Here is a 22,724-nt window from a genome sequence, read left to right on the forward strand (position 1 = left end):
CGGTGGGCCAGGCGGAGGGCTAAGAGACCTTGTGCGTGGTGCGTTCGCGGCCCATGTAGCTGTTTTGCGCAGTGAAGAGCGCCTGCATCTTCGGATCAGCCCATTGTTCGGGCTCGATGACCAGGCCCTGAGTCCTCAGCTGATCGACGTGCAGCCTGAGGCCCTGCAGGCGAGAGACCGTGGCATCGACCTCGTCGTCGCTCAGTTGGTTGTCCAGCATGGCGTGCAGATCATCGTCATCGAGGTCATCGAGCATGCTCGCCATCGCGGTATCGATCACGGGGGGCAGCGCCGTGCCATGGAACGGCAGCCGACGGAGCGGCCGGATATCGGACGGACTGATATCGGACGGACTGAGCAGGTCCTTGCCGAAGCACTGATCGTTGTCGATGCCCGTGACCTTGACGTCCCCGCTCGGTCCGACGTCGATGAAGTAATTGTTGTCATGGCGATCGACCTGGCCCGTCAGGTGGTCCAGCAACTGCAGCTTGGTGACCTCCGCGAAGACCGCCGGATTTTTGAACCAGTCTGCATCGGCGTTGCGCGCCTGCTTGCCAGGTGCGCGCTCCATGAGCAGGCCGAGATCGGGGTCCAACGGGCCCCGTCCGGTGTCGAGCAGTGCCAACCGGGTGTCCGCGATCACATCGAGGCCGAGCTTCTTCGCGCAGGACAAGGTCGCGATGTTGCGGATTGCCGCTTGCGGATCGTCCATGGGAATGCCGGAAGCAATGCCCACCCAGCCTTTTTCCGTTGCCTTCAGCGGCTTGAAAACACTGTCTTGCGCAACGCCCTCGGCGTTCTCGATCTTGAGCGCAAAGACGGAAGCGAAGCTGCCCGACGTGAGGTGCGTGGGCTTTTCCAGCACCTTGGTGTCCGTGTAGGCCAGCTGGGTGTCGGGCGTGATCTTCAGGTTCAGCTGCCGGTAGAGATGATCGGCCGGGTCTGCCAATTGGCCCAGGACGTCCAGCAGCAAATCACGGTCTTCCTTCAAAACGTTCTGGCCCAAGGTCCCATCCTCGACCGCCATGCGGATTCTGTCCACCGCAACGCGGGCATCGAGCTGACCGGCTTTGGCCACTGCCATCGCATCGACACGCACCCGCGCCACGAACGCCTCTCTGCGCCGGCCCTCCATGGGCTTTGGTGGCCCATTCAGGCGCGCGCGCCATTTGTCGGCCATCGTGACTGGGGTTTCTCGGCCCGCTCGTTCCTTCAGCCGCTTCATCGCCCGGCCGCCATGGGGCAAGGCCAAATGCAAGAGCTGGTTGCGTTCGGCTTTTTCTTGCTGCCGCGCCTGCTCGACCAGCGCACCCAATGTGGAACGGGGCACGGGGCGGGTGGCTGGCTCTGGCTGGATCTCGCTGCTGGAATGCCTCGAATGGATGGCGGGCGAGGACGGCGCCGTGACAAAAGGCGTCAGAGAAGGCGACACGGAAGGCGATGCCGCGCCGGCCGGGTCAGCGGCTGCGGGCGGTTTTTCAGCCGGGGCCTTGGGCAACGCACTGCGCAAGGGGGAAAGTTGCCCGGCCAGCCCCGAGGGCCGCGCAGGCGCGCCGCTCACCAACCCGGCAGGCCCCTGCAGCGCACCGCGGGAAGGCGAAACGGGTGTGGAGGGCACGGCGTCGAGGTCGACGCGCGGCGCACCGGGGCTGGAACCCCGGGTGATACGGAACGGGCTTTCTGGCAAGGCGACTCTCTCTGCCAATTCAAATCACAGGATGGCACCAGGCAGTGTGCGGGTGAGCAGGCGCTGAAGGCCGGCGGGTGGCGAAGCGCCAGACCAACTGCCGAAGAAGGCAACGCCGAGGGACTAGGCCGTCTGCCCCTGCGGATTCGACCCACCAGCCAACGCCCGGCCAGCGATCACCGCCTCAAACTCCTGAAGCACGGCCGCTCTCATGCCGCCCGCCGGGTTCCAGGGTGTCTCGGCAGCGCTCTGCTCCACACCCACCCAGCGCCAGCCCGCGTGGTCGAAACGGCTTGCCGCCACATGGAGCCGCGTGCCCGGCGGTATCTTGCCGGCCGACTCGGCCCGTTGCAGTTGCGACTGCACGGCCACGGCCCACTCGAACATTTCCGTGATCCGCGCGCGCGCGGGCTCGGGCTCCAGATAGGCCCCACCCCAGGGGAGCTTGATGAAAAGTGCAATGCCCTTTTGGACGAGGTAGAAATGCACCGCCCAACTGTTGGTGCCGTGGCCGTCGAAACCCACCACGGCGTAATCCGCCACATCGGGCTGTGTTTCGACTTCGTCGAGGAAGTGATGCAAGTCGTAGGGGGTGGACGCCACTGGGCGTGTGGCGAACCACGCTGCGCCTTGCTGCGTCATCGACGCCAGCAACAGTGCGGGGACCGGAGGAAACGGCAGTCCTTCGTCAGCGAAGAGGGTCAGGGCTGAGGACGCGCCAGTATCGCGTTCGGCTTCGTTGGCAGAGAGGTTCATGTGGGTCGTTCAATGTCTATGGTTGGCTGGCAACCCAGGCAAGTTCGCGATCGCGGCCCAGGTAGCTGTTTTCCGGGGTGAAGAGTTCCTGGATGTCGGAACGGCTCCATTCGTGCGGCGCGATGACGCGCCCCGCCTCGCGCAATTCGACCATGTGACGCCTCGGTACCGCTGGATGGCGGCATCGACCTCGGCATCGTTCAGCTTGTCTTCCAGGATCGAAACAATGCCTTCTTCCGTGAGGGCAAGGACTGCGCTTTCCATGTCCGTGTCCACCACAGGGGGGAGCGCCGTACCGCGGAGCCCCAGGCGCGACGGATCGATCACGACGCCTTTCGGGTTGGTCCGCGGCGCTTTAGCGCCGGCTGGATCAGTCAGTGCTGCGCCGAAGCTGGTGTCGTTATCGATGCCCATGACCTTGGCCCGGCCATCGGAGGCGAGCTCGACAAAATAGTTTTTGTCGTAGCGATCCGCCTCCCCCGTCAGATAGTCAAGCAACTGGAGCTTCGTCACTTCCGCGCACACGGAGCCCTCCTTGAACACTTCCGCATCGACCTCTTCAGCCGGCTTACCACGGGCGCGTTCCATGATCAGCCCCAAGGCAGGGTTGAACGGGTCATCTCCGATGGCGATCAACGCCACGCGCGTGTCGGTGACCACATGAAAACCGATCATCTTCGCGTAGGCGACGGTTGCGAGGTTGCGCATCGCCGTCTGCGGATCTTCTCTCGATATGCCCGCCAGTCTGGCAGCCGCACTCCACTCCTCCACGCTGGGCACTTCGGGGTTCAGCGGCTTGAAAACGGCATCCAGTTCAGAGCCATCGGTGTTCTCAAGCTTGACTGCGTAAACCTTGTTGATTTTCCCCGCCTCCAACTCCACAGGCGCCTCCAGCACCTGCGCGTTGGTGAACGCGGGCATGGTGTCGTCCGTCATTTTCAGGTTCAGCCGCGTGTACAACCGGTCGATGGCCAAGTCGTCCAGCACTTGCGTCAGCAATTCAAGGTCGCTCTTCAACATGCCTTGGCCAAGTATCCCCTCTTCCAAAGCCTCGGCCATCTTGTCGACCGCCACCAAAGGATCGACCCCACCAGCCATGGCCATCGCCCACAGGTCGTCACGCACCAGCGCCTCGAACGCTGTTTTCCGGGGGCCTTCCATCGGTTTGGGGGTTCCATGGCGGATCAAAAGCAACCTGTCGGCCAAAGTGGCCGGGTGCTCCCTGGCCGCGCGCGCCTTCAATCGTTTCATGGCCTGACCGCCACCGGAGTATGCGGCGTACGCGCGGGAGGCACGCCGCCAGACTCGACGCGCGGCGCATTGGGCACGGAACTGCGAGCGGTCCGAAACAGGTGATCCAGCAAAACGACTCTCTCTCTGCCGTCAAAGGGAACGGTGCAAATGAGTGTGTCGGCCAAGGACACCGGACGAACCCATTGCAGCGAAGCACGGGGTCGGCACGCGAAATGTCATGACCTTCCGCCGCAGAGCCCCGTGGCTCAAGCGCCTGCCACTCGTTGAAGATCGCGTGCCAGGTAGCTGTTCTGAGGGGTCATGAGCGCCTGCACCTGCGGCGTCTCCCAATCTTTCGGATCGATGACCAAGTTCTGCTCCCGCAACTGAACGATGTGCGCTTTCAAGCCTCGGTACCGCTGAAGCGCGGCGGCAATTTCCGCGGTGTTCAATTTGTTGCCGAGCATGGAATGGATGTCGTCCTCCGTCATCGCCTCAATAGCGCGCTCCATGTCGGTATCCACCACTGGAGGCAGCCCGACTCCCTCCAAGAGCCTGTGCTGCGAGTCATCGGCGTATCGGGCATCGGCGGGAGCGGTCAACTTCTCGCCAAAGCACTGGTCATTGTCGATGCCCATGACCGTGGGCCGATCGTCCGCGTCGATATGGATGAAGTAATTGAAACCATGGCGGTCACCCTCCCCCGTCAGGTGGTCGAGCAGCTGGAGCTTGGTCACTTCCGCGCGAACATCTGCCCGGGCCAAAACGTTCGCAGGCGTGCGCTCGGCCGGTTCGCCCGGGGCCAGCTCCATGAGCAGGCCCACGGAGGGATCAAACGGTTTTTTCTCGACGTCGATCAGTGCCACGCGGGTATCCGGGATCACATGAAACCCGAGCTTCCTGGCGTAATCGACGGTGGCGAGATTGCGCATCACGGTCTGAGGGTCAGATCTCGGAATGCCGGTCGCCCAACCGGCATAAGACCAATCCTCCCTCGGAATCGGCTTGAAGAGGGCATTCAGCACCGCGCCGTCGGTTTCCTTGAGCTTGACTTCATAGACGTGGGTGGATTTTCCAGCGCCGAACGGTTTAGGCACTTGCAGAAGGTCTGCATCAGTAAAGGCAGGCTTGGTGTCGTCTGTCATTGCCAAATTCCACCGCCGGTAGAGACCTTCCAAGGACAGGTCACCCAATATTTCCAGCAAAAGCGCTCGATCCCTTTTGAGGATGCCTTGGCCGAAGATGCCTTCGCCGAGCGCCTCGGTCAATTGGTCGACCGCAGCCCTGGGTGCGATCTGGCCAGTGGATGCCAGCGCCCGCAGATCAGCGCGCACCAACGTTTCGAAAGCCGACCTGCGCTGGTCCTTCATGGTTTTTGGCATTCCGGTCTGGACCGAATGCCATATCTGGGCCGCCGTCTTCGGGTGCTTTCTGACTGCGCGCTCCTTGAGCCGTTTCATGGCCTGTCCCCCGTCGGGCAGCGCCGAATGCACCAGTTGCTCCAGTGCGGCACGCCGTTGCTGACGGTCTTGCTCGGCCTTTTCGGCTTGCTCGATTTTTTCCTGCCGAAGCTCCTGCTTCAACAGTTCGCCCAGTCTCGGACGGCCAACCTTCCGCGATGGCGGAGCCGCATCCGGCCCTTGCGATGGATTGGCGCCAGAAGACAACTCTTGAATCTCACTTTGCAGTCGAATGCTGGGCTGCCTGTTCAGGGAGGGCAACGGGCTGCGAAGGGGTGAGAGTTGCTCCAACGATCCTTGAGGCCGTTTGGGCGCATGCCGGAGTCCAGCAGGACTTTCCGAAGCGAGGGGCGAAGGCGTCTCAGGAGGCTTCGGTACCTCGGCGGAGGTGCGAGGCTTATTGTGTATAAGGCCTCGGGCAAGCCGGGAAGCGATATCCGACAACATGGCTTTCTTTCTGCCGCCAGAATGGTTCGGCACGCGCGACTATGCCGGACAACAACGCTGGCCTGCACGCCACTGCGAAGCCCACGGCCGAAAGGCGAAAAAACGAAGAGCGATTGGCAATGAGACACTGGCAATTCGATCGCCATGCATTGGCGATCAATGCCTCACCAGGTGGTGATCGACAGCGCATGGTCACGCTCGCGCCCCACGTAGCTGTTTTGGCTGGTCAGGAGTTGCTGCACGCCCGCATCGCCCCACTCGGAGGGATCGATCACGCGGTTGGTGGAACGCAGTTGCGCAATATGCTGCTTGACGCCTTCGTGCCGCTGGACCGCCGCGTCGATCTCGGCCGCACTCAACTTGTCTCCCAGCATCGAACGGATATCGGTTTCAGTGAGCGCGCCAATCGATCGCTCCATTTCGGTATCCACCACCGGAGGCAGCCCCGTCCCGCGGAACCCTTTACGCGAGGGATCATTCCGGATTCTTTCGATTCTGGCCGGGTCCGTCATCTTGTGTCCGAAGCATTGATCGTTATCGATCCCCATCACCTTGGCACGCCCGTCCGGTTCGATGTTGATGAAATAGTTGCCGGCATGGCGATCGCCTTGCCCTGTGAGGTGATCCAGTAACTGCAGCTTGGTCACTTCCGCGCATACGTTCGCTTGCCTGAAAAGTTTTGGATCAGTGTCGGCGGCCGACTTGCCGCGGGCCCGCTCCATCACCATACCCAGTTGACGGCCTTGTCCGGTATCGATCAACGCGACGCGTGTATCGGCCACCACGCGCATGCCGAGCTTTCTCACATAGGCCACCGTGGCCATGTTGCGCATTGCGATCTGTGGATCGTCAGGCGGAATACCGGTTTCCATGGCCACCCATCCACTCTCCTCCGTGCGGAGCGGCTTGAAAATGGCGTCGATCGGAACGCCATCCGGGCCCGTCAGCTTGACCGAAAACACCGTGTTGAACTTTCCCGATCCCAGCTTCTCGGGCTTTTCAAGAACCTGGTCGTCGGTAAAGGTCAGCCGCGTATAGGGAGTGATTTTCAGGTTCAGTTCATCGTATCGGCAGTTGACGGCCCATCCCTCAAGCACTTCCAACAGCATCTGCCGGTCTCTCTCCAGGATGGAAGGGCCAGCGGTGCCATTTTTCAACGCGTTGATCATCTCGTCGATCGCGCGTGAGTTTTCGATATCGCCAGCCTCGCCAAGCGCCACGACGTCTGCCCAGATCAGATCCTCGAACGCCTCTTTGCGTTTCCCCTCCATGGGTTTGGGCTTTCCATTCAAGATGGCGTGCCATCGCTGGTCCATCGTGGACGGATGCATCCTGGCCGCGCGGTCCTTCAACCGCTTCAGTGCGCCACCTGCATTGAACAGTGCCAATCGCGCCTGCTCGGCCTCCTCCCGGCGCTCCTGAGCCAGCAATTGCCCCAGTGTCGTTCGGGGCACACGCGCGGATCGCTGGGCGCTTGCCGCGCGCTGCAGGGGATCAGACGCGCCATGAATTCCGGCGTGTGGCGGGACGAAGGGCGTATGGCGTACCACCGCAGGCAGAGGCAACGCCGATGCTGCGACAGACGCCTTGGTGCTTGCCTGCGCCTTGCCTAACAGCGACTGTGGCAACGGGCTGCGCACGGGAGAGCCATGCTCTTGGGTGCCCGGTGGGCGCCTGGCAGCGCTGCGCAGTCCGGCTGGTGCATTAATCACTGACGGAGAGGGCGATGCTGACCGGGATGGCTCCACGTCGGTGTGAATGCGCTGCGATCCCAGGCCGGGGTTTCGATCTATCCGAAATGAGTTCTCCGGCAACATGGCTCTCTTTCTGCCGCCAAGACCTGCCGGCTTCTCAGAGCATCCGATATCTGCGCGCGCGCCAACCCATCATGGCGAAGCACTGGGCAAACCAGCGAAAAATGCCGGCCGCCTTTCTAGACTTTGAAGGAATAGCACGCCCGGACCACTCGCCCCCTCACAGCACCGGAAATCCATCCACCGCCGCGCCTGATGGCGCGGTCAGCCCATGCGAGGATGGCCGCACCAACGCACCACCAACGCGCCATCAAACTCAGGCCAGCGCGCGCTGGATGATGATCTTCTGCACGTCGCTCGTGCCTTCGTAGATCTGGCACACGCGCACGTCGCGGTAGATGCGCTCCACGGGGAAGTCGTTCACCACGCCGTAGCCGCCCAGCGTCTGGATTGCCGCGCTGCACACGCGCTCGGCCATCTCGCTGGCGAAGAGCTTGGCCATGGCGGCCTCTTTCAAGCACGGCCGGCCGGCATCGCGCAGCGCCGCCGCGTGCCAGATGAGCTGGCGCGCCGCCTCGATCTGCGTGGCGCAGTCAGCCAGCCGAAAGCCCACCGCCTGGTGGTTGAAGATGGGTGTGCCAAAGCTCTCGCGCTCCTTCGAATACGCCAGCGCGGCCTCGAAGGCACTGCGTGCCATGCCCACGCTCTGCGCGGCGATGCCGATGCGCCCGCCCTCCAGCGCGCCGAGCGCGATCTTGTAGCCCTCGCCCTCCGCACCGATCAGGTTCTCGGCCGGCACGCGGCACTGGTCGAACTGGATCTGTGCCGTGTCGCTGCTGTGCTGGCCGAGCTTGTCCTCCAGCCGCGCGACGGTGTAGCCCGGCGAGTCGGTGGGCACCAGGAAGGCGCTCATGCCCTTCTTGCCCGCGCCCTTGTCGGTGACCGCGATGACGATGGCCACGTGGCCGTTCTTGCCGCTGGTGATGAACTGCTTGACGCCGTTGATCACGTAGCCGTCGCCGTCCTTCACCGCCGTCGTGCGCAGAGCCGATGCGTCCGAGCCCACGTGCGGCTCGGTCAGGCAGAACGCGCCCAGCATCCGGCCCTGCGCCAGCGGCGCGAGCCAGGCCTTCTTCTGCGCGGCGTTGCCGTAGCGCATGAGGATGGCGTTCACCGGGCAGTTGGTCACGCTGATGGCCGTGCTGGTGCCGCCGTCGCCAGCCGCGATCTCCTCCAGCACCAGCGCGAGCGTCAGGTAGTCAAGCCCCGCGCCGCCGTCTTCCTCGGGCACGCAGATGCCGTAGGCGCCCAGCGCGGCCAGGCCCTGGTGGGCCTCGCGGGGGAAGTGGTGTTCGCGGTCCCAGCGGGCGGCGTGCGGCCACAGCTCGCGCTGGGCGAAGTCGCGCACCGCGTCGCGGATCATTTCCTGGTCTTGGTTCAACAGCATGCTTTTTGTCTCCGTCGTCGAAAGGAATGGCTCTGAAGAGGGCCTGAAAATTCATTTGCCGCACCCGGCGCATCCGCCTCGCGGTGCCGGCCAGCGCCGGCTACACCGGCGTGCCGTGCATGCGCAGGCCGCGGCGGCGCGACCAATGCGCCACCACGCGCCGCCCATAGCGCACTCCGGGCTTTTCGATGCAGAACCACGAGAACGCCGCCATGGCCAGCGTCAGCGCGAGCGACACCGCGATGCACACCGCCAGGCTCCAGCCGCGCCTGAGGCTGATTTCCGTCACGGCCTGCTGGATCGGAAAGGCGTAGATGTAGACGCCATAGGACAGGTCCTCGCGCAGCCAGCCGCCCGAGCGGCCGCCGCCCACGTGCGCGGCCCAGAAAATGCCGGCCGCCACCAGGGCCCACACGCCGATCTGCACGCTCCACGCCTGCGGCGTGAACCACGCCAGGGCGCCGCCCAGCACGGCCACCACCAGCAGCCACGGGCCGCTGCACACGCGGTAGGCCGCGAAGGTGCAGCCCAGCAGGAACGCCACGCCGAACCCGGACACCTCGGCCCAGTGGAACAGGTGGAAGAGCGCCGTGAGCCACCGCGGCCCGGCATCGACCCAGGCATCCCAGCCGGCCACCCGCGCCCACTGCCAGGACACCGCCATGAGCAGCGCAGCCACGGGATACACCCAGCGCCGCCGCGTCCATCCCGCCACGCCCGCCATCGACAGCAGCAGGTACATCAGCAGCTCGTAGCGGATCGTCCACAGCGAGCCGTTCACCGACCGGGCGAACGGGTTGTTCTCGAACACGCCCGGCAGCACCTGCATGACGGCCAGCCCCACGGCGTTGTTGAGGAAATGGACCCACGTGCGGGCATCGGACCAGTACTGCGCCGTGGGCAGCTGCGTCATGGCCCAGCCCAGCACGAACACAGCGAACGCGGTCGCCACCACCAGCCCGGGAAAGATCCGCGCCACGCGCTTGGCCCAGAACACGCCGATGTCCGGTTCGCGCTCCCAGCTCTGGCACACGAGGTAGCCGCTGATGAAGAAAAAGCAGTACACCGCCAGCGAGCCCAGGCTGTGTCCGGCGAAGGGCACGGGCATGCTCAGGCGGTAGAGGAACTCGCCATGCGACAGCAGCACGGCGATCGCCGCTGCCAGGCGCAGCAGGTTGAAATGGTTCGCGCCATGCGCGGTCGGTGCGATCACCGCCGCCCCGCGCGGGGCGTCCAGCACTGCGGTGCTCACCAGTGCGCGGCCCGGCGGCCGTCGTGGTGCAGCAGCCGGCCCCGGTCGGCCGGGGTGACGCCCGCCAGCACCGCGCGCATGCCGCGCACGCTCGCCTCGGGCGTGAGCGCCGCGCCCTCGCCCCCCATGTCGGTCTGCACCCAGCCCGGGTCGAGCGTGATGAGCGTGGCCTCCGGATAGTCGTGCTGCGCCGCGGCCACCGCCATGTTGAGCGCGGCCTTGCTCGTGCGGTACAGCCACGAATCGCTGCCCGGCACGCTGCCGATCAGCGACATGGCGGAAGACAGGAACGCCAGGGTGCCGCCCGCCATCGCCACATGGGGCGCAACCTGCGGCAGCGCCTGCATGGCGCCGAGCACGTTGGTGCGCATGACCGCATCGAAATCCTCGCGCGTGGGCGGGGTGAGCGCAGAGGGGCGGCGGATCACGCCCGCCACGTACAGCGCCACGTCGAGCTTTTCGCCGTCCAGAAGCCAGGCCAGGCCGCTGACGCTGGCCGGGTCGGCCACATCCACGCGCATCGGCTCGGCCCCCATGGACTGCACGCGCTCACGGCCGGCGTCGTCGCGCACGGTGGCGATCACGCGCCAGCCGGCCTCACGGTACTGCCGCACGAATTCGAGCCCGATGCCGCGCGATGCACCGATGACGAGAACGGTCTGGGTCACTGCCTGAGTCCTTTGTATCCAATCGGCTTCCACAGCAATCAACTCTAGGGCGTATTGCTATGCATTTAATAGCAACGCGCCACGGACCTCGATCAGACCAGCTCCAGCGCGACGGCCGTGCCTTCGCCCCCGCCGATGCACAGCGTGGCCAGACCGCGCTTCTTGCCGCGCGCCTTCAGCGCGTGGATCAGCGTGACCATGATGCGGGCGCCGCTGGCACCGATGGGGTGGCCCAGGGCGCAGGCGCCGCCGTTCACGTTGACGATGTCGTGCGACACGTTCAGCTCCTTCATGAGCGCCATGGGCACGACTGCAAAGGCCTCGTTCACTTCCCACAGGTCCACGTCCAGCACGCTCCAGCTGGCCTTGTTCAAGGCTTTTTGGGTGGCGCCGACCGGGGCGGTGGTGAACCATTCCGGGGCCTGCGCGTGCATGGCATGGGCCACGATGCGGGCGATGGGCTGGCGGCCGAGCTTGAGGGCGGTGGACTCGCGCATCATTACCAGCGCGGCCGCGCCGTCGTTGATGCTGGAGCTGGAGGCGGCGGTGATGGTGCCGTCCTTCTTGAACGCGGGCTTGAGCTGGGGAATCTTGTCCAGCTTGACCTTGCCCGGGCCTTCGTCCACCGACACCACGGTCTCGCCCGCGCGGGTCTTGACCGTGACCGGCGCGATCTCGTCGGCGAACGCACCGGAATCGCTGGCCGCCTTGGCGCGCTGCACGCTGGCCACGGCGAAGGCATCCTGCTGCTCGCGCGTGAACTGGTACTTGGCGGCGCAATCCTCGCCGAAGGTGCCCATGGAGCGGCTGGGCTCATAGGCGTCCTCCAGGCCGTCGAGCATCATGTGGTCGAAGATGCGGTCATGGCCCAGGCGGTAGCCGCCGCGGCCCTTTTGCAACAGGTAGGGCGCGTTGGTCATGCTCTCCATGCCGCCGGCGACGATCACATCGTGCGTGCCGGCCAGCAGCAGGTCGTGCGCGAACATCGCGGCCTTCATGCCCGAGCCGCACATCTTGCTCAGCGTCACGGCGCCGGCGCTCTGCGGCAGCCCGCCCTTGAAGCCTGCCTGGCGCGCGGGCGCCTGGCCCTGGCCGGCCATCAGGCAATTGCCGAACAGCACCTCTTCGACCAACTCCGGCGCGATGCCCGCGCGCTCGACGGCGGCGCGGATGGCCACGCCGCCCAGGTCGTGCGCGGCCAGGTTGGAGAAATCGCCCTGGAAGGCGCCCATGGGGGTGCGTGCGGCACCGACGATGACGATGGAATCACTGCTCATGCTGTTGCTCCTGCTGCAAAAAGAGGGGGAAGGGGTGGAAAAGCCGAAGGGACACGGCCAGGGTGTGGCCAAGGCGGCGCTCAGGAAGGCGGTGCAGTCCTGGGCGAAAACCGCCGTTCGTTGTCGTAGGGAAAGACGTCGTACACATGGCCCGCCTGGATGCGCTCCTTGTGCGACTGCCAGAAGTCCGCATCCAGCAGGTCGGCGTGGTGGCGCATGAACACATCGCGCACCGCGTCGTTGCCGAGCAGAAAGGGGGCGAAGGTTTCCGGGAACACGTCGCGCGGCCCTACGGCGTACCAGACCTCGCCGCTCATCTCGTCCTCTTCGTTGCGCGCCGCGGGCACGCGGCGGAACTGGCAATCGGTGAGGTATTCGATCTCGTCGTAATCGTAGAACACGACCTTGCCATTGCGCGTCACGCCGAAGTTCTTCCAAAGCATGTCGCCGGGAAAGATGTTGGCGGCCACCAGATCCTTGATCGCATTGCCGTATTCGACCACGCTGCGCTCCATCTGCTGGCGTGCGCGCGGATCGTGCAGGCCGGCCTCGAAGGCCTCCTGCAGGTAGATGTTGAGCGGAATCATCCGCCGCTCGATGTACAGGTGCTTGATGATGACTTCGATCTGGCCGTCGCCGTCGCGGTCGCTGATCTCCAGCTGGCTCGGGGCGAATTTCTCGATCTCGGCGATCAGCCCGTCTTCGAATCGCTCGCGCGGAAAGGCCACCTCGCTGTATTCGAGCGTATCGGCCATGCGGCCCACGCGGTCGTGCTGCTTGACCAGCAGGTATTTGGACTTTATCTGCTCGCGAGTCGTGTCCTTCGGTGGCGGGTAGTAGTCCTTGATGAGCTTGAACACGAACGGAAAGCTGGGCAGGTCGAACACCAGCATCACCATGCCCTTGATACCCGGCGCGATGCGAAAGCGGTCGCTGGAATAGCGCAGGTGGTGCAGGAAATCGCGGTAGAACAGCGTCTTGCCCTGCTTGGCCAATCCCAGCGCGTTGTACAGCTCGGCCCGGGGCTTGCGCGGCATCAGGCTGCGCAGGAACTGCACGTAGGCGCTCGGGATTTCCATGTCCACCATGAAATACGCCCGCGCGAAGCTGAACAGCATCTGCAAGTCATCCTCGCCGAACAGGGCTGCATCGATCACCAGGCGGCCCGCGCTGCCGTGCAGGATGGGCAGGGCGAACGCCAGTTCGTTGAAGCCGTTGATCACCTTGCCCACCAGGTAGGCACCCTTGTTGCGATAGAACAGGCCCGACAGCACCTGCACCTGGAAATTGGCGCGCAGCTTGGTGTGTGGCCCCAGGCGCTGCTGGAGGGCGGCCAGCACATGGCGGGTATCGCGGTCCAGATCTTCGAACTCGCGCTGCAGCTGGAAGTTGTCCACGATGCGGACCAACGTCTCGTGCAGTGTGTCCGGCGACGGGTAGTAGGCGCGGTACGTCGACCGGGCGGCCGGCTCCTCGTTTTCGATGTACTCCGTGCTTACGGCCGGCCGCACGAAGATGAAGTCGTTGTGGAAATGCGTGCGGTGCAGGATCTTCGTCGTGACCGAGTTGAAGAACGTCTCGGCCAGCTCAGGCTGGTGGTGGTCCACGAGCAGGCCGATGTAGTGCAGCTTGACCTGGTGCCACACGTCCATGGGCTGCTCGCCCGCGTTGAACTCCTTGTCCAGCCGCCGCACGCATTCCTTCACGCGCAGATCGTAGAACTCGATCCGCTCGCGCTGGGCCCGCTGCTGCCCATGCCAGTCGGCCGTCTCGAAACGGTGCTTGGCGCGCGCGGACTCCGTGCGGAACAGCTGATAGTGGCGGTTGAAGCCATCCATCATCGCCTTGGCGATCGCGTAGGCGTGGGGGGAGTCCAGTCGCTGGGGAAACATGGGCCGCGTCCTGCGAAGGAGAACGAGCTTACTCGCGGCGGGTGCCTGCAATGCCGGCAACGGCTGCCTGGTAGAGCGTGTCGAGGCCTTCGGTGCCGGAGACCTCCAGGTTCAGGTTCTTGATCAACCCGTCCTTGAGGCCGTAGCACCAGGCGTGCAGGGTGACGTTCTGGCCGCTCGCCCAGGCGTCGAGCATCACGGTGGTCTGCGCGACGTTCATCACCTGCTCGATGGCGTTGAGTTCACACAGCACGTCGTGGCGCCAAGCCTGCGGCGTCGCGGCGATGAGCTCGCGGTGGCGGTCGCGCACATCCTTCACGTGGCGAATCCAGTTGTCCGCCAGGCCCACACGCACATCCTGCAGCGCGGCCAGTACGCCGCCGCATCCGTAATGGCCGACCACCATCAGGTGTTCGACCCGCAATTGATCAACCGCGTACTGGATGGTGGAGAGACAGTTCAGGTCGGTGGGCACCACCACGTTGGCCACGTTGCGGTGCACGAACACCTCGCCGGGCTCCAATCCGGTGATCTGATTGGCCGGCACGCGGCTGTCGGAACAGCCGACCCACATGTACTTGGGCTTCTGCTGCGCCATGAGGCCAGTGAAAAACCCGGGACGTTCCCGCTCCATCTGCGCTGCCCACGAACGGTTGTGGACAAAAAGTTGTTCGATGTCGGGAACGGCCATGTCAGTTCTTTCGAAGATTGTTCAACAAATCAGCATGTTTCCGCGAACAATTCGCGGCCGATTAGCATACGGCGAATTTCGCTGGTGCCGGCGCCGATCTCGTACAGTTTTGCATCTCTCCAGAGGCGGCCCAAGGGGTATTCGTTGATGTAACCGTTTCCGCCGAAAATCTGAACGCCCTCGCCTGCCATCCAGGTGGCTTTTTCGGCGCACCACAGAATGACGGACGCGCAGTCCTTGCGCACCTGGCGCACATGGTCGGTACCCAGCATGTCGAGGTTCTTCGCCACCGTGTAGGCAAACGAGCGGCCCGCCTGCAGCACGGTGTACATGTCGGCCACCTTGCCCTGGATCAGCTGGAATTCGCCGATGCTCTGGCCGAACTGCTTGCGGTCGTGGATGTAGGGAACCACATTGTCCATGACCGACTGCATGATCCCCAGCGGCCCGCCGGTCAGCACCGCGCGTTCGTAATCGAGCCCGCTCATGAGAACCTTGGCACCACCGTTGACGGTGCCCAGAACCTGGCTCGCTGGCACCTCGACGTTCTCGAACACCAACTCGCCCGTATGGCTTCCTCGCATGCCAAGCTTGTCGAGCTTTTGCGCAATGCTGAAGCCCTTCATTCCCTTTTCGATCAGAAAAGCCGTGACGCCGCGCGCGCCCAGTTCGGGCTCCGTCTTGGCGTAGACCACCAGCGTGTCGGCATCCGGGCCGTTGGTGATCCACATCTTGGTACCGTTGAGCAGGTAGTAACCACCTTTGTCTTCAGCCTTGAGCTTCATGCTGATCACATCGGAGCCAGCACCCGGCTCGCTCATGGCCAGCGCGCCCACATGCTCGCCGCTGATCAGGCCGGGCAGGTATTTGCGTTTTTGCTCTTCGGAACCGTTGCGGTTGATCTGGTTCACGCACAGATTGCTGTGGGCGCCGTAGGACAGGCCCACCGATGCGCTGGCCCGGGAAATTTCTTCCATCGCCACCATGTGCGCGAGATATCCCATGTGCGCACCGCCGTAGGCCTCCGGCACAGTGATGCCGAGCAAGCCCAACTCGCCCATCTTGCGCCAGAGGTCCATGGGAAATTGGTCGGTGCGATCGATCTCCGCCGCACGCGGTGCGATCTCGGCTTGCGCGAAATCGCGCACGGCATCGCGCAACGCGTCGATGTCTTCGCCCAGTTGGAAATTCAGGCCGGGAAGGCTGGCGAGAGTCATGGAAGTCTCCTGTTCTTGGAATCAGTGAAGAAGAAGTTCAGCCGGCGACGCCATCGCGCCCGGTCACGGACATGAGCGTGCAGCCCATGGTAGCGATGAGTTTTTCCTGGCTGCCGTCAATGCCGTAGGCGCGGCCCTCGCACACTGTGATGGTCCGGCCCGGCTTGATGACACGGCCTTCCATGCGAAAACGGGGCCCGCGCGCCGGCGCCAGCAGGTTGATCTTGAATTCGATCGTCAACACCGCTGCCTCGTCGGGCATCAAGGTGAAGGCCGCGTATCCGCAGGCGGAATCCAGCGCGGCGGACACCATTCCCGCATGCAAAAACCCATGCTGCTGCGTCAGAGACGGGGCCCAGTTCAATTCGATGTCCACCTCGCCAGGGGCAATGCGCCCCAGATGCGCGCCCAAAGTGTGCATCGCGCCCTGTAGCGCAAAACTATGGGAAACGCGTTGCACATGGTCGGGGTGGGCAAGGTCAGACAGCGTGATCGGCATGGCTTGGCTGAGTTACGTTTACGTAAACGTCAATTATGGCCTATTTCTTCTTTTCTGCCTTGAGGAGCAGTGCCCGCGCTTCCTTTTCATGCTCCCGCACCTCGTCCAGATTCGCCTGAAGATCGGCCATCTGGGCTTCCAGTTGCTTGCGGTGGCCCGCCAGCACGTCCAGGAATTTACGGAGCTGCACGCCCGTGTCCCTGGGACTGTCGTAGAGATCGATGATCTCCTTCGCCTCGGTCAGCGAAAGTCCCAGGCGTTTTGCCCGCAAGGTGAGCCGCAACCGAGTGCGATCGCGAGCGGTGTAGATGCGTGTACGGGCGCCGGGTCCGGTGCGTTGGGGTTGAAGGAGGCCCATGTCTTCGTAGAAGCGCATGGCGCGGGTGGTGAGGTCGAACTCTTTGGCGAGGTCGCTGATGGTGTAGGTGGTGGCGGCCATAGGAGGTGGGGGAGACTCGTGGAGTGGAGATCCATCCCTGTCAGCGGCTGCGGTGGTGGGGAGGGGGTTCGCTGACGTTGACGTAACGTCAATCGTAGCGTATTCGCTGGGCCTGGAGCGGATTGAACTGGGTAAGCGTCTTCTCAGTACCCTCTGTTTTTGCTGAGGGCTGATGTGCAGGATCGGTGGTCCATGTACGCTGCGATGGTGTGCATGAAGAACCGCTAATGCACATCAATGAACGATCAAGACACCCCGAGCAAGCGCCGTCGGCGCGAGCACAGCCCGATGTTCAAGCGCGAGCTGGTCGCACGAAGCCTGGTGCCCGGCGCGTCAGTGGCCGCCGTCGCGCTGCAGGCCGGCATCAACTCGAACCTGCTGTTCGCATGGCGCCGGATGCACCTGAGCACGCAAGAGCAGCCCCAGACGCCAGCGCCGCCGCAGCCCTCGCCGATGTTGCTGCCCGTCACCATCGAAGCTGCTCCGGTTGCGCCATGCCCTTCACCCACGGCGGCGGCGCCTCGTCAGCCTGGCGGGACCATCGAGATCGATGTCGGCGGGGCGAGGGTGCGATTGCGCGGTGCAGTCGACGAAGCCAGCGTGCGCCATGTCCTGCAGACGCTCAAGGCGCTGGCGTGATCGGCCTTCCCACGAGCACCCGCGTCTGGATCGTTGCCGGCCACACCGACATGAGGAAGGGCTTCAACGGCCTGTCTGCGATGGTGCAGACGGCGCTGGCGGCCAACCCCTTCTGCGGTCACGTCTTCGTCTTCCGCGGCCGGCGCGGCGACATGCTCAAGGTGCTGTGGTTCGATGGCCAGGGATTGCTTCTGCTGGCCAAGCGCCTGGAGCGCGGCCGATTCGTCTGGCCGCAGGCGCAAGGCGGCAAGGTCTCGCTCACGCCGGCACAGCTCTCGATGCTGCTCGAAGGCATCGACTGGCGCATGCCGATGCGCACAGATCAGCCTGCGCTCGCAGCTTGAACTGGGCTCAAGAATTCGTCTTCTGAACGCGCTGGTCGCGGTCGATTCCGGGTAGGTCCGATGGCATAGTAGATGGCGTGCCGAACACCGCCAACGCACCCCACACCGTCGACTCGCTGCTGCGTGTCGTGCAGGCCCGTGACGCGGAAGTCGCCCTGCTCAAACTGCTCGTCGACAAGCTCAAGGTGCAGTTGCTGCGCCAGGTCCGCGCCCGCTTCGGCGCCTCCAGCGAGCAGTTGGACGATCCGCAGATCGCATTGATCGAAGGTCTGCCGCTGCATGAACTCGCACCGGTCGGCAAGACACCGAAGGCGCAAGCGGCCAACAGCGAAGGCTTCGACCGCAGCCTGCCCACACACCTGCCGCGGGAGAACCATGTGTACCGGCCCGAGACATCGGATGCGCGGCGCGATGCCGCCGGCCAGGCCTGCGGCTGCAGCGCATGTGGTGGTCGGCTGCGGCAGATCGGCCAGGACGTCTCGGAACAACTGGAGTACGTGCCCTCGCGCTTCAAGGTGATCCGCCACGTGCGCCCCAAGCTCGCCTGCATGGCGTGCGAATCGATCTTCCAGGCGCCAGCGCCCAGCCGGCCCATCGCACGCGGCGTGGCCGGCCCCGGGCTGCTGGCCCACGTGCTGGTCGCCAAGTATTGCGACCACCAACCGCTGTACCGCCAGAGCCGGATCTACGCACGCGAGGGCGTCCTGATCGAGCGCTCCACGATGGCTGGCTGGGTCGGCCAGAGCGAGAAGCTCTTGCACCCACTGGTCGCAGCGCTCGGGCGCTACGTGCTGGCGGGCTCCAAGCTCCACGCCGACGACACGCCAGTGGCGGTGCTCTCGCCCGGGCGGGGCAAGACCAAGACCGGGCGGCTCTGGGTCTACGTGCGTGACGATCGGTCATCTGCGAGTGCAGACGCGCCCGCGGCGTGGTTGCGTTACTCGCCCGACCGCAAGGGTGAACATCCTCAGGCGCACCTGAAGAACTTCAAGGGCGTGTTGCAGGCCGATGCGTATGCCGGCTTCGCCAAGCTCTATGCAAACGGCAACGTCATCGAGGCTTCGTGCTGGGCGCATGCGCGCAGACCATTCTGGGATCTGCACGAGAGCCAGGGGCGGGCGCAGGGCTCGGTTGCAGAACAGGCCCTTCGGCGCATCGGTGCGCTGTATGCGATCGAATCCGACATCCGCGGCCGCCCACCGGATGAGCGCTGCCGGGAGCGGCAGGCGCGAGCCGGGCCGTTGCTCGAGGAACTGTTCGCCTGGTTGCGAGGGATGCTCGGGCAGGTGTGTGCCAAGTCGGAACTCGCACGCGCCATCGGCTACACGCTCACACGGCTCCGGTCGTTGACGCGCTACCGTGACGACGGTCGCATCGAGATCGACAACAACGCCGCCGAGCGCGCGCTGCGCGGCGTGAGCCTGGGCCGCAAGAACTTCATGTTCATGGGCTCGGACGCTGGGGGCGAGCGCGCCGCGGCCATCTACAGCCTGGTGGAGACGGCCAAGCTGAACGGGCTCGACCCCGAGGCTTACCTGCGCGATGTGCTCGGGCGCATTGCGGACCATCCGATCAATCGCATCGACGAGTTGCTGCCGTGGAACATCGGCCGACACGCCGAAGACCAACGACAAGCAGCTTGAGCATGGCGAGCAAGGTCCAACGGATCAAGGCACCAGCGGCGATCCTGCAACTGCACATTGAATTGCGCGGCACCAAGCCCAAGGTCTGGCGCCGCGTCCTGGTGCCAGAGACGATCACCCTGGCCAAGCTGCATCTTGTGGTCCAGGCTGCCTTCGGCTGGGGCCACTCGCATCTGCACGAGTTCATCGCTGGCGACGGCGAGCGCTATGGCACGCCAGACCCGATGCACGACGAGCCTGGCTCGATCACCAGCGAAAGCACGCGACTGACCACTGCCCTGAACCGGTCGACGCTGAGCTACGTCTACGACTTCGGGGACTACTGGGACCACCGCATCAAGGTCGAGAAGAAGATCGCACCGATGCCGCAGTTCGTGCTCCCGTTCTGTGCCGGCGGTGCCTGTGCAACGCCGCCGGAGGATTGCGGAGGCGCACCGGGCTATGCGGAGTTCGTGCGGGCCATGGCGAACCCTGACGATCCCGAGCACGACAACCTGGTCGAATGGATCGGTGCCGATACCTGGGACCCGTTGGCCTTCGACAGCATCGAGATCAACGACCGGCTCGCCGCGATCAAGGTCTGAGCGACGATGTCTCGGACGAACTACATCAAGGCCCTGATCGAGGACGGCGGCGACATCACGATCGGTGCGCTGCCACCGCACGAGTGCGTCGCCACGGCCGCCGATGGCAGCAACTGCCTGGCCATGCTCGTGCGTCGCGACGGTGAGAGCCTCAACGTCCTGCTCAAACGCTTGAACAAGGCCATCGGCCTGGCTTGGTCAAACGACACGTTCGTTGACGAGGTCAACGACGGCGAGAGCGACCTGCTGTAGTTCTTCCGTCGATCCCGCGTCAAGAGGGGGGCTGAGACGGCGCTTACTGAACTGGCTTGGATCGGGGCCTAGCTGATCGGAATGGCAGCGTGGTCGCGTGGTCCGTTGAATGCTTGGGGCCGACGAATAGCGCCGCATTGAAGCCTGCAATGCGTTGTCAGGCTTGGGCCGGAGGCCAAGGGGCGTATCTGACTGGAGACTGGTTCACCCAAGCAGGCTACGTTTAGCGAAGATTTGGAGGAGAGATTTTCATTCTCCAAAGCAAAGCGCCCCGACATCGTTGGATGTCGGGGCGATTTGGGCTGTAAGAGCCTGACGATGACCTACTTTCACACGGGAACCCGCACTATCATCGGCGCAAAGTCGTTTCACTGTCCTGTTCGGGATGGGAAGGAGTGGGACCAACTTGCTATGGTCATCAGGCATAACTTGGAGCCACCTTGATGTGATCAAGGCGGCGAATTCATAGAGTTTGGAATCAGCTTGTATTTTGACTGCGTCACTTGGCATAACAACTTGATCGAATGATGATCAAAGTTATAGGGTCAAGCCGCACGAGCAATTAGTATCAGTTAGCTTAACGCATTACTGCGCTTCCACACCTGACCTATCAACGTCCTGGTCTTGAACGACTCTTTAGGGGGCTCAAGGCCCCGGCAGATCTCATCTTGAAACGAGTTTCCCGCTTAGATGCTTTCAGCGGTTATCTCTTCCACACTTAGCTACTCGGCAATGCCACTGGCGTGACAACCGATACACCAGAGGTGTGTCCACTCCGGTCCTCTCGTACTAGGAGCAGGCTTCCTCAAATCTGCAGCGCCCACGGAAGATAGGGACCAAACTGTCTCACGACGTTTTAAACCCAGCTCACGTACCTCTTTAAATGGCGAACAGCCATACCCTTGGGACCGGCTACAGCCCCAGGATGAGATGAGCCGACATCGAGGTGCCAAACACCGCCGTCGATATGAACTCTTGGGCGGTATCAGCCTGTTATCCCCAGAGTACCTTTTATCCGTTGAGCGATGGCCCTTCCATACAGAACCACCGGATCACTATGTCCTGCTTTCGCATCTGCTCGACTTGTCAGTCTCGCAGTTAAGCACGCTTATGCCATTGCACTATTAGCACGATGTCCGACCGTACCTAGCGTACCTTCGAACTCCTCCGTTACGCTTTGGGAGGAGACCGCCCCAGTCAAACTGCCTACCATGCACTGTCCCCGATCCCGATAAGGGACCTAGGTTAGAACCTCAAACACACCAGGGTGGTATTTCAACGTTGGCTCCATGAGAACTAGCGTCCTCACTTCAAAGCCTCCCACCTATCCTACACAGATCTGTTCAAAGTCCAATACAAAGCTACAGTAAAGGTTCATGGGGTCTTTCCGTCTTTCCGCGGGGAGATTGCATCATCACAAACATTTCAACTTCGCTGAGTCTCAGGAGGAGACAGTGTGGCCATCGTTACGCCATTCGTGCAGGTCGGAACTTACCCGACAAGGAATTTCGCTACCTTAGGACCGTTATAGTTACGGCCGCCGTTTACTGGGACTTCAATCAAGAGCTTGCACCCCATCATTTAATCTTCCAGCACCGGGCAGGCGTCACACCCTATACGTCCACTTTCGTGTTTGCAGAGTGCTGTGTTTTTATTAAACAGTCGCAGCCACCGATTTTTTGCAACCCCTTTGGGCTCGCCTTGTACAGGTTCACCTACTTGGGGCATACCTTCTCCCGAAGTTACGGTATCAATTTGCCGAGTTCCTTCTCCTGAGTTCTCTCAAGCGCCTTAGAATACTCATCTCGCGCACCAGTGTCGGTTTGCGGTACGGTCGTGTGTAGCTGAAGCTTAGTGGCTTTTCCTGGAAGCAGGGTATCACTCACTTCGTCTGCAAGCAGACTCGTTATCACCCCTCATCTAAGCCTGGCGGATTTGCCTACCAGGCACGACTACAGGCTTGAACCAACATATCCAACAGTTGGCTGAGCTAACCTTCTCCGTCCCCACATCGCACTACACATCGGTACAGGAATATTGACCTGTTTCCCATCAGCTACGCATCTCTGCCTCGCCTTAGGGGCCGACTCACTCTACGCCGATGAACGTTGCGTAGAAAACCTTGCGCTTACGGCGAGGGGGCTTTTCACCCCCTTTAACGCTACTCATGTCAGCATTCGCACTTCTGATACCTCCAGCATCCGTTACCAGACACCTTCACAGGCTTACAGAACGCTCTCCTACCACTCACAGTAAACTGTGAATCCGCAGCTTCGGTAACTGGCTTAGCCCCGTTACATCTTCCGCGCAGGACGACTCGATCAGTGAGCTATTACGCTTTCTTTAAATGATGGCTGCTTCTAAGCCAACATCCTGACTGTTTTAGCCTTCCCACTTCGTTTCCCACTTAGCCAATTTTAGGGACCTTAGCTGGCGGTCTGGGTTGTTTCCCTCTTGAGTCCGGACGTTAGCACCCGGTGCTCTGTCTCCCAAGCTGTACTCGTCGGTATTCGGAGTTTGCCTTGGTTTGGTAAGTCGCCATG

Annotated in this window: 19 protein-coding genes and 2 rRNA genes (1 of these 21 cut by a window edge); 5 read left to right on the forward strand and 16 right to left on the reverse strand. The window is 63.0% G+C overall.

Annotated features, from left to right (window positions below; translation table 11 throughout):
- Nucleotides 1-19 precede the first annotated feature (19 nt).
- From M5C96_RS22300 to M5C96_RS22365, 14 genes are all read right to left on the reverse strand, one after another.
- Nucleotides 20-1,687 (reverse strand): hypothetical protein, encoded by a 1,668-nt coding sequence (locus M5C96_RS22300; RefSeq protein WP_272565340.1) that lies wholly within the window; start codon nt 1,685-1,687, stop codon nt 20-22.
- A 123-nt stretch (nt 1,688-1,810) separates the two neighbouring features.
- Complete coding sequence (locus M5C96_RS22305; RefSeq protein ID WP_272565342.1) at nt 1,811-2,443, reverse strand: hypothetical protein; 633 nt, start codon at nt 2,441-2,443, stop codon at nt 1,811-1,813.
- Nucleotides 2,444-2,452: 9 nt separating this feature from the next.
- A complete protein-coding gene (locus M5C96_RS22310; protein WP_272565343.1) occupies nt 2,453-3,694 on the reverse strand; it encodes a hypothetical protein in 1,242 nt (413 codons plus the stop codon).
- Nucleotides 3,695-3,942: 248 nt separating this feature from the next.
- Nucleotides 3,943-5,259, reverse strand: a complete 1,317-nt coding sequence (locus M5C96_RS22315; protein WP_272565345.1) for a hypothetical protein — start codon at nt 5,257-5,259, stop codon at nt 3,943-3,945.
- A gap of 488 nt (nt 5,260-5,747) precedes the next feature.
- The gene (locus M5C96_RS22320; RefSeq protein WP_272565346.1) at nt 5,748-7,223 is read right to left on the reverse strand and encodes a hypothetical protein; all 1,476 of its coding nucleotides are present in this window, start codon (nt 7,221-7,223) and stop codon (nt 5,748-5,750) included.
- 430 nt (nt 7,224-7,653) lie between these two features.
- Entirely contained in the window at nt 7,654-8,784 is a 1,131-nt protein-coding gene (locus M5C96_RS22325) for an acyl-CoA dehydrogenase family protein (RefSeq protein WP_272565347.1), read from the reverse strand.
- A gap of 100 nt (nt 8,785-8,884) precedes the next feature.
- Nucleotides 8,885-10,036, reverse strand: coding sequence for an acyltransferase family protein (locus M5C96_RS22330; protein ID WP_272565348.1), 1,152 nt, complete (start codon nt 10,034-10,036; stop codon nt 8,885-8,887).
- Nucleotides 10,033-10,704: an SDR family oxidoreductase gene (locus M5C96_RS22335; RefSeq protein ID WP_272565349.1), complete on the reverse strand. Its 672-nt coding sequence runs from the start codon at nt 10,702-10,704 to the stop codon at nt 10,033-10,035. Before M5C96_RS22335 ends, M5C96_RS22330 begins: the two co-directional genes overlap by 4 nt.
- A 92-nt stretch (nt 10,705-10,796) precedes the next feature.
- Nucleotides 10,797-11,981 carry an acetyl-CoA C-acyltransferase gene (locus M5C96_RS22340; RefSeq protein ID WP_272565351.1) on the reverse strand — a complete coding sequence of 395 codons (1,185 nt, stop codon included), beginning with the start codon at nt 11,979-11,981 and terminating at the stop codon, nt 10,797-10,799.
- 80 nt (nt 11,982-12,061) lie between these two features.
- Nucleotides 12,062-13,873, reverse strand: coding sequence for a bifunctional isocitrate dehydrogenase kinase/phosphatase (gene aceK / locus M5C96_RS22345; protein WP_272565354.1), 1,812 nt, complete (start codon nt 13,871-13,873; stop codon nt 12,062-12,064).
- A gap of 28 nt (nt 13,874-13,901) precedes the next feature.
- On the reverse strand, nt 13,902-14,564 hold the full coding sequence (gene can / locus M5C96_RS22350) for a carbonate dehydratase (RefSeq protein ID WP_272565356.1): 663 nt from the start codon (nt 14,562-14,564) through the stop codon (nt 13,902-13,904).
- A gap of 29 nt (nt 14,565-14,593) precedes the next feature.
- Nucleotides 14,594-15,781 (reverse strand): isovaleryl-CoA dehydrogenase, encoded by a 1,188-nt coding sequence (locus M5C96_RS22355; RefSeq protein ID WP_272565357.1) that lies wholly within the window; start codon nt 15,779-15,781, stop codon nt 14,594-14,596.
- 37 nt (nt 15,782-15,818) lie between these two features.
- A complete protein-coding gene (locus tag M5C96_RS22360; RefSeq protein WP_272565359.1) occupies nt 15,819-16,280 on the reverse strand; it encodes a PaaI family thioesterase in 462 nt (153 codons plus the stop codon).
- Nucleotides 16,281-16,320: 40 nt separating this feature from the next.
- Complete coding sequence (locus tag M5C96_RS22365) at nt 16,321-16,719, reverse strand: MerR family transcriptional regulator (protein ID WP_272565361.1); 399 nt, start codon at nt 16,717-16,719, stop codon at nt 16,321-16,323.
- Nucleotides 16,720-16,956: 237 nt separating this feature from the next.
- Between M5C96_RS22365 and tnpA the strand changes: the two genes are divergently transcribed.
- The 5 genes from tnpA to M5C96_RS22390 all read left to right on the forward strand — a co-directional run bounded on the left by tnpA (nt 16,957) and on the right by M5C96_RS22390 (nt 20,181).
- Complete coding sequence (gene tnpA, locus M5C96_RS22370) at nt 16,957-17,358, forward strand: IS66-like element accessory protein TnpA (protein ID WP_272563682.1); 402 nt, start codon at nt 16,957-16,959, stop codon at nt 17,356-17,358.
- Nucleotides 17,355-17,702, forward strand: coding sequence for an IS66 family insertion sequence element accessory protein TnpB (gene tnpB, locus M5C96_RS22375; protein ID WP_272563683.1), 348 nt, complete (start codon nt 17,355-17,357; stop codon nt 17,700-17,702). The genes tnpA and tnpB overlap by 4 nt, the downstream gene beginning before the upstream one ends.
- A gap of 77 nt (nt 17,703-17,779) precedes the next feature.
- On the forward strand, nt 17,780-19,345 hold the full coding sequence (gene tnpC, locus M5C96_RS22380; RefSeq protein ID WP_272564826.1) for an IS66 family transposase: 1,566 nt from the start codon (nt 17,780-17,782) through the stop codon (nt 19,343-19,345).
- 2 nt (nt 19,346-19,347) lie between these two features.
- The gene (locus tag M5C96_RS22385; protein ID WP_272563684.1) at nt 19,348-19,929 is read left to right on the forward strand and encodes a plasmid pRiA4b ORF-3 family protein; all 582 of its coding nucleotides are present in this window, start codon (nt 19,348-19,350) and stop codon (nt 19,927-19,929) included.
- 6 nt (nt 19,930-19,935) lie between these two features.
- Nucleotides 19,936-20,181 carry a hypothetical protein gene (locus tag M5C96_RS22390; protein ID WP_272563685.1) on the forward strand — a complete coding sequence of 82 codons (246 nt, stop codon included), beginning with the start codon at nt 19,936-19,938 and terminating at the stop codon, nt 20,179-20,181.
- 310 nt (nt 20,182-20,491) lie between these two features.
- Here the strand turns inward: M5C96_RS22390 and rrf are convergent.
- Nucleotides 20,492-20,604 (reverse strand): 5S ribosomal RNA (rrf, locus tag M5C96_RS22395).
- Between the two features lie 118 nt (nt 20,605-20,722).
- Nucleotides 20,723-22,724 (reverse strand): 23S ribosomal RNA (locus tag M5C96_RS22400); it runs 876 nt beyond the window's last position.

It is taken from the genome of Acidovorax sp. GBBC 1281 (assembly GCF_028473645.1).
GTDB lineage: Bacteria > Pseudomonadota > Gammaproteobacteria > Burkholderiales > Burkholderiaceae_C > Paracidovorax.